Origin of the sequence: Limosilactobacillus urinaemulieris (genome assembly GCF_014838745.1) — a bacterium.
Classification (GTDB): Bacteria; Bacillota; Bacilli; order Lactobacillales; family Lactobacillaceae; genus Limosilactobacillus; species Limosilactobacillus urinaemulieris.
In genome coordinates, this window is record NZ_JABUXR010000013.1 from 50,440 (window position 1) to 61,023 (window position 10,584).

General features: G+C 39.6%; 12 protein-coding genes and 1 other annotated feature. Of the genes, 1 reads left to right on the forward strand and 11 read right to left on the reverse strand.

The window, feature by feature from the left end:
• Positions 1-79: 79 nt before the first annotated feature.
• Positions 80-1,216: a D-alanine--D-alanine ligase family protein gene (locus HUK45_RS07145; protein WP_191911750.1), complete on the reverse strand. Its 1,137-nt coding sequence runs from the start codon at positions 1,214-1,216 to the stop codon at positions 80-82.
• 188 nt (positions 1,217-1,404) lie between these two features.
• Between HUK45_RS07145 and HUK45_RS07150 the strand changes: the two genes are divergently transcribed.
• Positions 1,405-2,610, forward strand: a complete 1,206-nt coding sequence (locus HUK45_RS07150; RefSeq protein WP_191911751.1) for an MFS transporter — start codon at positions 1,405-1,407, stop codon at positions 2,608-2,610.
• Positions 2,611-2,691: 81 nt separating this feature from the next.
• Here HUK45_RS07150 and HUK45_RS07155 read toward each other — a convergent pair whose 3' ends face one another.
• The 10 genes from HUK45_RS07155 to HUK45_RS07200 all read right to left on the reverse strand — a co-directional run bounded on the left by HUK45_RS07155 (position 2,692) and on the right by HUK45_RS07200 (position 10,361).
• On the reverse strand, positions 2,692-3,513 hold the full coding sequence (locus tag HUK45_RS07155; RefSeq protein WP_102168074.1) for a MetQ/NlpA family ABC transporter substrate-binding protein: 822 nt from the start codon (positions 3,511-3,513) through the stop codon (positions 2,692-2,694).
• Positions 3,514-3,535: 22 nt separating this feature from the next.
• On the reverse strand, positions 3,536-4,165 hold the full coding sequence (locus HUK45_RS07160) for a methionine ABC transporter permease (protein WP_191911764.1): 630 nt from the start codon (positions 4,163-4,165) through the stop codon (positions 3,536-3,538).
• A 46-nt stretch (positions 4,166-4,211) separates the two neighbouring features.
• Positions 4,212-5,264 (reverse strand): methionine ABC transporter ATP-binding protein, encoded by a 1,053-nt coding sequence (locus HUK45_RS07165; protein WP_191911752.1) that lies wholly within the window; start codon positions 5,262-5,264, stop codon positions 4,212-4,214.
• 52 nt (positions 5,265-5,316) lie between these two features.
• Positions 5,317-5,559, reverse strand: a binding site (T-box leader).
• Positions 5,560-5,682: 123 nt separating this feature from the next.
• The gene (locus HUK45_RS07170) at positions 5,683-5,982 is read right to left on the reverse strand and encodes a glycine cleavage system H family protein (RefSeq protein ID WP_191911753.1); all 300 of its coding nucleotides are present in this window, start codon (positions 5,980-5,982) and stop codon (positions 5,683-5,685) included.
• A gap of 17 nt (positions 5,983-5,999) precedes the next feature.
• Positions 6,000-7,196: an FtsW/RodA/SpoVE family cell cycle protein gene (locus HUK45_RS07175; protein ID WP_191911754.1), complete on the reverse strand. Its 1,197-nt coding sequence runs from the start codon at positions 7,194-7,196 to the stop codon at positions 6,000-6,002.
• A 46-nt stretch (positions 7,197-7,242) separates the two neighbouring features.
• Positions 7,243-7,467, reverse strand: coding sequence for a DUF2969 domain-containing protein (locus tag HUK45_RS07180; protein ID WP_003717674.1), 225 nt, complete (start codon positions 7,465-7,467; stop codon positions 7,243-7,245).
• 13 nt (positions 7,468-7,480) lie between these two features.
• Positions 7,481-7,720 carry a membrane protein insertion efficiency factor YidD gene (gene yidD / locus HUK45_RS07185; protein WP_191911755.1) on the reverse strand — a complete coding sequence of 80 codons (240 nt, stop codon included), beginning with the start codon at positions 7,718-7,720 and terminating at the stop codon, positions 7,481-7,483.
• Entirely contained in the window at positions 7,720-8,724 is a 1,005-nt protein-coding gene (gene mreB / locus HUK45_RS07190) for a rod shape-determining protein (RefSeq protein WP_191911756.1), read from the reverse strand. Before mreB ends, yidD begins: the two co-directional genes overlap by 1 nt.
• 70 nt (positions 8,725-8,794) lie before the next feature.
• Entirely contained in the window at positions 8,795-10,111 is a 1,317-nt protein-coding gene (murA, locus tag HUK45_RS07195) for a UDP-N-acetylglucosamine 1-carboxyvinyltransferase (RefSeq protein ID WP_191911757.1), read from the reverse strand.
• Positions 10,112-10,130: 19 nt separating this feature from the next.
• Entirely contained in the window at positions 10,131-10,361 is a 231-nt protein-coding gene (locus HUK45_RS07200) for a DUF1146 domain-containing protein (RefSeq protein WP_191911758.1), read from the reverse strand.
• Between the last annotated feature and the right edge of the window lie 223 nt (positions 10,362-10,584).

A 10,584-nucleotide genomic window follows, 5' to 3' on the forward strand; every position in this document is an offset into this window, starting at 1 on the left:
TGACCAGTCTTTATTTTCTTATTCTTTTTTCATAAATTAAATAGACATTTTAAATAAAAATGAATATAAAGTGAATGCTCTAATCTTCATTGTATTTTTTAGTGCCGACTTTTTCTTCACCGAGTTTACGGAAATCATACTTAATCTTACTATTCCGATCAAATTCTTCTAACCCAAGTTGGATTAAGCGGTCAATCAAATCGGAATAACCGATTCCTGAAACTTCCCACATTTGTGGATACAAACTAATATTAGTGAATCCTGGTAAGGTATTTGGTTCACCAAGGTATGGTACATTATTTGAATCAACCAAGAAATCAATCCGTGCCATTCCCTTCATGCCGAGAACCTTGTACGCTTTTAAAGCCATTGAAGTAATTTCTTCAGTTAAGTATTCTGGTAACTTTACTGGTAATTCAAAAACAACCCCACTAGCATCCACAAATTTATTTTCATAGTTGTAGAAAGAATCGCCTTCAGGAACACGAACAGCACCAAGCTTAGAAGCAACTGGATGCTCATTCCCAAGAATCGAGATTTCAACTTCTTGTGGATGATCAATTCCTTGTTCTACAAGAATCTTGTAGTCATATTTAAAGGCATCATCTAACGCCTTTTCGTACTCTTCAGCGTTTGTTACCTTATGGATTCCAACAGAAGATCCTTGCTTGGCTGGTTTTACGAATGCCAAGCCGCCAATCTTTTCCTCAACCTTAGCCCATGGATAATCTGCCCGGTTTTCAGGTGTAACCACTACGTAAGGAGTATTTCGAATCCCAGCTTCTGTAAGGATCTTCTTTGTTAAATCTTTATCGAATGCCATCGCACTAGCCGCAATATTAGAACCAACATATGGTTTCTTCAGGAGCTTAAAAAGTCCCTGAACGGTCCCATCTTCTCCAAGGTTACCATGAATTACCGGGAAGAAGAGATCAACAGCCTTCATCTCGTTTAATGCCATAATTGGTGCTAACGGTTGATTCAGATCCATCTTTTGGTATTCTTCTTGAACAACTTGATCTTCATCATCACCATTAAAGATTCGCTGTGATGCACTATTACCGAGAAGAACCCCATCCTTGGTGAACATAAATAAGCTAACATTATACTTATCTTTATCAAGGGCATCATAGATATTATGCGCCGAACGTTTTGAAACATCATGTTCAGATGAATTGCCACCAAACAGCAATGCGATGTTTAACTTTTTAGTCATTGCGTGTACCACCTTATTTAGTTTAATTTTATTTATTACCGTTTTCCTAGAATCTTTAGTATATCATGAATTAGTTCATCTTACTAGATTTGAGCACGAATGACTCAAATTAACATCCCCCGTACTTTGCGTTATAATAAAAAGCACTTTTTTCGTATTTTGCAAGTTTAAATCAAAGGAGTTATCGTATGGCAGAAAAGAGAATCCCAATTTGGCAACGAAACTTACGTGTTCTTGCAATTGCCGTTTTTATTGCCGGAATTGCCTTTTCCGAAGTAATGCCATTCTTGCCACTCTATATTAACACCCTGGGACATTTTTCCCACCAACAATTAAATATGTGGGCTGGACTAGTTTTTTCAGGAATTTATTTTGTCTCTGCTTTTGTTTCTCCCTGGTGGGGAAAATTAGCAGATCAAAAAGGACGAAAACTAATGATCCTCCGTGCATCCCTCGGCATGGCAATCGTCTTAGCAGCAATGGGACTTGTCACTAATGTTTGGCAATTGTTTATACTCCGAATGACTCAAGGTTTCTTTGCCGGCTTCGTTTCTAACTCCAATGCCCTAATCGCAACAGAAACGCCAAAAGAGAAATCAGGTCAGGCCCTTGGAACCATGGCTTCCTCATTTACGGCTGGCAATCTTCTCGGTCCCTTTATCGGTGGTGCCCTTGCTTCGTTATTTAGTTACCGGGTTACTTTCTTTATTACCGGTCTTTTACTTCTGATTGCTTTCTTCTTAGCCCTCTTTTTTGTTCATGAAGACGATTTTCAACCGATAACCAATAAGAAGCTTGAAAGCTCACGTGGCGTGATTGCTGCACTTAAGAATCCACGATTGATCTTTGGCCTGCTCCTCACTACCCTAATCATTCAAGCAGCCAATAATTCGATTAACCCGATTGTCTCCCTCTACGTTAACCAGCTAATGCATCACCAGGGAAACGTTGTCTTCGTTTCTGGAGTAATTGCAGCCCTCCCTGGAATTGCCACTTTTCTTGCTGCCTCACGGTTTGGTGCAATTGGTGACCATGTTGGTACCCAAAAAGTTATCATCGCTGGCTTTGTTGGCGCAATTATTCTCTTCTTTCTGACCGCCTTTGTCCAAAACTCGTTTGAACTTGGTATTCTTCGCTTTCTGGTTGGCTTTACGGATGCCTGTCTTTTTCCTCAAGTGCAAACCCTTCTTACCAAGAACACTTCTTCCATGATTACCGGACGAATCTTTTCCTGGAACCAAAGTGCAATGTACATCGGGAATATTTTTGGCCCATTACTTGGCTCTACCATTGCTGGAGTTTCAAGTTATAATATGGTATTTATCATTACGGCTGCAATTGTTACTCTTAACCTCCTCCTCTTCAAACTCAATGTTGTTAATTCACTGGATTAAAATTTAAAATACTAATAGCTCCAAGCTTTCGGTAAAGCCGAATTCTTGGAGCTATTTATTTATATTGAAACGATTATTCTTTTATTTACCATTAGGGTAAACCGCAACGACACCACCGTTGTAGTGCTTATTAATCCATTGTTGAGTTGACTTAGATTGAAGAGCCTTAACTAACTTCTTAATTGCTGGATTATTCTTGTTCTTCTTTTGAACTGCAATTAAGTTAGCGTAAGGTGAAGTATTCTTTTCAAGCGCGATTGAATCCTTCTTTGGATTTAAGCCCGCTTGAACCGCATAGTTAGCATTGATGACAACTGCATCACCTTCACCACGCTTGTAGAATTGGGTCATGAGTTTTGGTTCAAGGTCTGTCTTAAACTTCAAATTCTTCTTGTTAGTTTGAATATCATTGAAATTAGCAGATTCAATCTTAGTTCCTGGCTTCAATGTAATTAAACCGGCATCCTTTAAGATTTGCAGAACACGACCATAGTCCGCAACGTTATTTGAAACCAGAATCGTTGCTCCATCAGGCAAATCAGATAACTTCTTGTACTTCTTAGAGTAGAAGCCAATTGGTTCCAAGTGAACATTTCCGACACTAATCAAGGTTCCATGATTCTTCTTGTTCCAGTTATCCAAGAATGGCTTGTGTTGGAAGTAGTTAGCATCCAGGTCACCACTTGCTAGCTCCTTGTTTGGCAATACATAATCTTGGAATGTCTTAATTTGAAGGTTAACCCCTTCCTTCTTTAATTGGGGTTGAACATGCTTCAAAATTTCAGCGTGAGGGGTTGAAGAAGCCCCCACAGTCAAAGTTGTTTCCTTTTGCTTTCCACATCCAGTAAGGACTAATGCCCCTAATGCTAATGTTGCAATTGCTGCTAACCATTTTTTCTTCATAAGTATTCCCTCCGTTTTCTAATTAACGCTTATCAATTTTTTTAACAACTGTGTCACCCAAAAATTGGAAGACAAAAACAATTATGACGATAATAATCGTGGCCATCATTGTAACGGCATTGTTGCTTGCCTGGAAACCATCTAAGTAAGCAAGGTTCCCTAAACCACCGGCACCAATTGCTCCGGCCATTGCAGTGTAACCAATCAATGAAATGGTAGTAACCGTAATTCCCGAAACTAAAGCTGGCGAACTTTCCGGAATTAAAACCTTAGTAACAATTTGCCACCGAGTAGCTCCCATCGCTTTAGCAGCCTCGATAACACCATGATCCAAATCATCAAAGGCAATTTGAACTAATCGGGCATAGAATGGTGCGGCTGAGATAATCAGTGACGGTAGGGCAGCCCGTGGTCCCATAATCGTTCCAACAAGTGCTTGAGTTGCTGGGAGCAACAGAACGATTAAGATAATGAATGGGATTGACCGGAAAATATTTACCAACGCTGCAACAACCCAGTTAACAATCTTGGCACCAATTGAGTTACTATTCTGGGTTTCAAACAAAATCAATCCAAGAACAATCCCCAAAATTGCTACCGCAACCATAGAGACAACCGTCATCCAAACGGTCTCCCAAGTTGCTTGACCCATCTTTGTCCAGTCAACATTATTAAATTCAAAGAATGAAGCAAATCCACTATTGTTCACGGTTAATCACCTCTGTTTCTACTCTCATTGTCTTCAGATAATCTAAGGCGCCCTTAATTTGATCCTGGTTGTCGTTATCAACAGTTAATTGAATATACAACGAACCAATTGATCCTTCTTGTGTTTGGTGAATATTCCCTTCAATAATACTCATATTTGTTTCGGGGAATTGGCGTAACATTTCAGAAACGATTGGCAATTTTGCCTGGTCACCGTGGAAGGTTAATTTAACAATTACCCCATCAGGATGGGATTCCAATAATTGCTTAACGACAACTTGGGTATCATCAGCAGAACCAGTAGATGTTTCTTGATTAACAAACCGTTTCGTAATTGCTTGTTGTGGGTGCTTAAAGACATCCAAAACCGGGCCTTCTTCAACAATCGTTCCAGCATCCAGTACCGCAACATGATCACAAATCTTACGAATAACATGCATTTCGTGAGTAATTACAACAATTGTTAATCCTAAACGACGATTAATATCAACAAGAAGATCCAAAACCTCATCCGTAGTCTTTGGATCCAAAGCACTTGTCGCTTCATCAGACAACAAAATCTTAGGATCATTAGCAAGTGCGCGGGCAATCCCAACCCGTTGTTTTTGCCCACCAGATAATTCTGAAGGATAGGCATTTTCTTTTCCTTGAAGACCGACCAGTTTAATTAGTTCTTCCGCTTTTTGCTGGCGTTCTGCCTTATTTCCCTTTTTAGAAATTTCTAACGGAAATTTAACATTTTCCTGAACGGTTCGTGACCACAACAAATCGAAGTGTTGGAAAATCATGCCAATTTTTAATCTGGCTTCCCGGAGAGCCTCTCCTTTTAGTTGACTAATTTCTTGACCATTAACGGTTACAGAACCGGTAGTTGGCGTTTCCAAACCATTAATCATTCGGATTAGAGTACTTTTCCCAGCACCTGAATAACCAACGATCCCATAAATTTTTCCATCAGGGATTGTCAGGTTAACGTCTTTAATTGCCTTTACCGGGCCTTCTTTACCGTCATATGTTTTTGAGACATCCTTAAACCGAATCAATTACTCTTCCTCCTTTTCAATAAAAAAGCCTTTCGTTCAATAAACAAATTATTAAACGGACGAAAGGCTTCGTGGTACCACCGCAGTTTATGATCACTTCACAATGATCACCTCAATAAGTGTCAGTAAATACTCACCTGCGATAATGGGCAGTAACCAATATTAGCTTATCATCAGACTCACTAACACACTTTAATCAAAGACCATCTTCGGTACCATCAACCAATTCTCTTTCACCAATCAAGAACTCTCTGAGTGATTAATTAGTATCTACTCATCTTTTCAAATAGTATTCTAATATTTCGATTGATATTATAATACTAAGTTCACTTTTTATTGTCAATACCTAATTCAAATTAATTTTAAAAATGAAAAAGGCTCGGTCTCCCTAAGCCTCTTACTATATAGCATTAGAATGTTATGCCTTAACTTCAACAATCCAATTATCATTTTTGTCACTTGAACCAAGTAATTCCGGTTGATCAATTACTTTTTGGTTCACTGCAACAATTTCACCGTCAATTGGACTATCGATATCAGTTACTGCCTTTTCAGCTTCAACAGCAACAAACTTGCCACCATTAGTTAATTTTGTTCCTACGGCAGGAACATCAATAAAACTAACTTGGCCAAGGTCATCACGACCGTTATCATTTAATCCTAAACGTGTATTACCGTTATCTTGTTTTTCTGTCCAAAAATAACTTTCAGTAGCCATCTTCAACTACACCCCATCTATCTAAATTCTTTGTTATTACTAAACATGTAAGAGTGATGGTGATATCTCATCGACATTACCATCCCGATTCCGATCAGGTTACCAATCAGGGACGAACCACCAGCACTAATAAATGGTAATGGGATACCAGTAAGTGGTAGCAATCCAATGTTCATTCCAATATTTTCAAAAACGTGGAATAGAATCATCATAATTACACCTGTTGAAATATATGCATAGAATTCATTCCTGGTATCAAAAGTTACCCGGATCATTAAATAGATTAATAATAGGTAGAGAAGAATCAGTAGGGCACTTCCTATAAAGCCAAAGTTCTCACCAATAACTGAGAAAACCATATCTGATTCACGAACGGGGACGTATACTTTAGAGTTATCAAAGCCAGTTCCGGTAATTCCTCCCGAACCAACTGCTTTGATACTTTGCCACAATTGATAGCCCTGGTTACTCGTATCTTGTTCCGGATGAAGCCAAGTATCAACTCGGTCAAACTGATACGCTTGAAAACCGATATGCTCTAAAATCGTTCGGCCAACAGAACTTGTTACCATTGCCAGTGCTGAGCCACCAACAACGATTAGTCCAATTGCGGTTGGCGCAATAATTCGCCAAGTAACTCCGGAAACTAGGATCATTCCACAAAAGATTGCAAAGAAAACCAGTCCTGTCCCAAAGTCATTTTGTAACTTTAATGAAATTAAAATTGGTAATAACCATAAAAACATTGTCCCAATTAATCGCCAATCAGACTTAACCGTATGAACATTATAATGGTTATTATGAGTTGTAATCACCCGGCCCATCATCAAAATATAAGCCGGCTTCATAATTTCTGATGGTTGGAAAGTGAATGGTCCAATTGCAAACCAACTCTTGGCCCCAGTGTTAGCATAATATGCTCGGCTATAAAATACTAGGATCGCAAACATTAAAAATATTCCAACCCAGTAAACTAGCGGGGCAACCTTCCACAGCTGTTCTGAGTCGAACTGCATGATTATGATTACCAGGATTGTCCCGACAATATACCAAACCAGTTGACTTACTACTTGACGCATCACACTAGTTGATCCACCAGTATCATGAACAGCCGCAACATAAATCGATGCTAAACCGATTAAAGCTAACAGTAAAACACAGAAAATGATTCCCCAGTCAATTCGACTCTCATCATCACTTTGAGAACGTTGCATTCTTGAGCTCCTTTTTTGAGATTTTTAGCAACGCTGCTGCATCGCATTATCCTTGATGTAAATGGTATTGTTGGAGGACAACCTCTAGTCCTTCTTCTTGAGAACGAACATAAAACTCGCTTTCGTCAGCGGTTAGCAAGGCTTTGAATCGATTGCCGTCCGCTAATACTTCACCAATCAGCCGCTTGCCAATGAAAACTTGCTGAACTGGTTGATGACGACGTTCAATATCCTTTACATTAACTTCAATTTTTTTATCTTTTTTTGCCACTTTTTCACCTTTATTATTTTATAACTCGATGGAAAGTAAATTTTGCTGGAACTGGATCGTAACCACCACGGGCAAAAGGCTGACACCGCAGTATCCGAACTATTCCAAGCAGTATTCCCTTTATTCCAAAGCGCTGAATTGCTTCTAACGTATACTGAGAACAAGAGGGATAGTACCGACAAGCTCTAAATGATCGCTTTGCCGATATGTTTCGTTGATACCACCGAATCAGTCGACACGCGAAATCACTCACTAGTCCTTACCTTTTTTGCTATTTTCAGTCTTTTGCATCCGTTCTAGCATTTCACCAGCACCTTTAGCAACATTATCAAGCGGATCCTGAGAAACAACAACAGGAACCTTTAACTGGTCGCTAAAGAGTTGATCAATTCCCTTAAGAAGTGAAGTTCCTCCAGTAAGCATAATTCCCCGATCAATAATATCGCTTGCTAACTCAGGCGGGATAGTTTCAAGAACACCAATCGTTGCCTTAACGATTTGATCGAGAGTACCGTGAATTGCCTCTTCAATTTCATTTTCATCAGTTGTGATTTGCTTTGGCATTCCAGTAGCAACATCACGACCACGAACATCCATCTTCTTAGGTTCATCAACTGGCAATGCAGTTCCGATCTCCATCTTAATTTGTTCAGCGGTGTGTTCACCGATAATTAAGCCATGACGATCTTTGATATAGGCGGTAATATCATTATTTAACTTATCACCAGCCATCCGAATTGATTGACTAGCAACAATATCGCCTAGTGAAAGGATAGCAATATCACTAGTACCGCCACCCATATCAATAACCATGCTACCACGTGGCTTAAAGATATCGAGGCCTGCACCGATCGCAGCAACCTTAGGCTCATATTCAAGGTAAACCTTACCCCCGCCTGATTGCTCAGCTGCTTGAATAATCGCCTTTCGTTCAATTTCAGTAATATTAGTTGGGGCACAGATCATGATGTCTGGCTTTGACATAAAGCCCTTAACACTCAATTTGCCGATAAAGTATGAAAGCATTTCTTGAGTAACATCGAAGTCGGAAATAACACCATTCTTCAATGGACGAATAGCGCGAATATTACTTGGTGTCCGTCCCACCATTCGATATGCTTCTGAACCCACAGCTAATACTTTATTAGTTTGTGTATCAATTGCAACAACTGAAGGTTCATTCAAGACAATCCCTTTGCCCTGAACATAAATTAGAACGTTTGCGGTTCCTAAATCGATTCCGATATCCTTTGCCATTTATGTAATTTCTCCTTCCGGCCAATTCTTTATAATAACGTTGGTAATTATACCACATAATTGAAAAATACTAACCACGTTCAGGATGGTTAACCGCTTCAGTAGACGCTAACTCAATTTGGTCATCAATATTAACCCGATCAATCTGGGCACCAAGCCGCGCCAACTTTTGATGGAGGTGATAGTATCCACGGTCAAGATACTTTAAATTACGAACTTGAGTAATCCCTTGAGCAACCAATCCGGCAATGACCAAAGCTGCACCAGCACGCAAATCGGTAGCAGCAACTTCCGCTCCACTAAACTTTGTTGGCCCACTCAGTACAGCTGTTGAATTTTTAATTTGGTACTCTGCATTCATTCGTCGTAATTCTTCAAGGTGCATAAAGCGCTTTTCAAAGACAGTTTCATTCATCATGCTTGTACCATTTGCTAACAACTGTAAAACCGTCATTTGTGGTTGTAAATCAGTTGGAAAACCAGGATATGGTGCTGTTTGGACAGCGGATGGTAATAAAACTGATGTTCCTAATACCCGAATTCCATCATCCTGATCAATCACTGTAACACCCATATCCTGTAGCTTGGCAATTAACGGTTCATTATACTTGCTCTCAGCGTTTTCAATAACAACATCACCGTTAGTTGCGGCAGCCGCAATCATAAAGGTTCCTGCTTCGATTCGATCAGACATTACCCGGTAGTCACAGCCATGTAAGAAGTTAACTCCCTGGATACGGATGACGTCAGTTCCAGCCCCATGCACTCGTGCACCCATTTTATTTAAGGCGTTTGCTAGATCAACAATCTCTGGTTCACGTGCGCAGTTTTCGATTGTCGTAATTCCCTCAGCCACTGTTGCTGCCATCATAATATTTTGGGTAGCACCAACACTTGGAAAGTCTAAATAAATATTCGTACCAACCAATCGATCAGCCCGTGCTTCAATGTAACCATCATGCTGTTCAATAACTGCGCCTAGCTGGCGAAGACCTTTAAGATGAAGATCAATTGGCCGAGACCCGATTGCACAGCCACCTGGGATAGCAATTTTAGCATAACCAGTTCTTGCCAATAATGGGCCCATGACTACCATCGAAGCACGCATTTTACTTACATACTGGAATGGCGCTTCCGATGAAATCTTTTGACTAGCATTCAAATCAATAACGTGATTCTCCTGATTAAATTGAACCCGAATATTTAAAAATTTTAATAATTCATTCATCATTAGGACATCTGATAATACCGGAACATTAGTTAAGTGGAGAGTTCCGGTAGAGGCAAAGATTCCTGCTGCCTGAAGCGGTAAAACAGCATTCTTTGCTCCCTCAACGGCAATGCGCCCAAATAAACGATGACCACCCTTAATAATTATCTTTTCCATAATTTAACTCCTTATTAAGTCAACGCAATAAACCGGGTAGTTGGCTAACTGCATTAATGAACCCGATGAAAAAACTGGCGCATAAGTAACCGATCGCTGTAGAAAATAAGACAATCGCTAACGGTAGTGTCTTCGGGGGATGACGAAAAAGACGTTCAAGTCGAAATCCCTGAATTGCGGTAAAGGTTAGCCAGATCATTCCGAGTTGGATAACTATTTCTACTAAAGCTTTAATTCCTGTTATCTGCACCTTTTCACCCTCTTTAAAACCAACTACAATTTTATCATACCAACTAATGAGTGATCAGTCATCATTAATAACCTTTAGACTAAGTTAATAATCAAAAAAGGACGGGTATACACTTTCTGGTATTGATAAAAAATCAATGCCAGTTTTTTTGTACACAAAAAGGACAACTGCTGTCCTCGTGTTGTACAATCAATTCACCACAAAAATCATGTAAAGAAGGTTA

Coding starts and splice junctions, on each gene's coding strand:
- HUK45_RS07145 (WP_191911750.1), bottom strand. CDS start 1,216: ATGACTAAAAAGTTAAACATCGCATTGCTGTTTGGTGGCAATTCATCT.
- HUK45_RS07150 (WP_191911751.1), top strand. CDS start 1,405: ATGGCAGAAAAGAGAATCCCAATTTGGCAACGAAACTTACGTGTTCTT.
- HUK45_RS07155 (WP_102168074.1), bottom strand. CDS start 3,513: ATGAAGAAAAAATGGTTAGCAGCAATTGCAACATTAGCATTAGGGGCA.
- HUK45_RS07160 (WP_191911764.1), bottom strand. CDS start 4,165: ATGGGTCAAGCAACTTGGGAGACCGTTTGGATGACGGTTGTCTCTATG.
- HUK45_RS07170 (WP_191911753.1), bottom strand. CDS start 5,982: ATGGCTACTGAAAGTTATTTTTGGACAGAAAAACAAGATAACGGTAAT.
- HUK45_RS07175 (WP_191911754.1), bottom strand. CDS start 7,196: ATGCAACGTTCTCAAAGTGATGATGAGAGTCGAATTGACTGGGGAATC.
- mreB (WP_191911756.1), bottom strand. CDS start 8,724: ATGGCAAAGGATATCGGAATCGATTTAGGAACCGCAAACGTTCTAATT.
- murA (WP_191911757.1), bottom strand. CDS start 10,111: ATGGAAAAGATAATTATTAAGGGTGGTCATCGTTTATTTGGGCGCATT.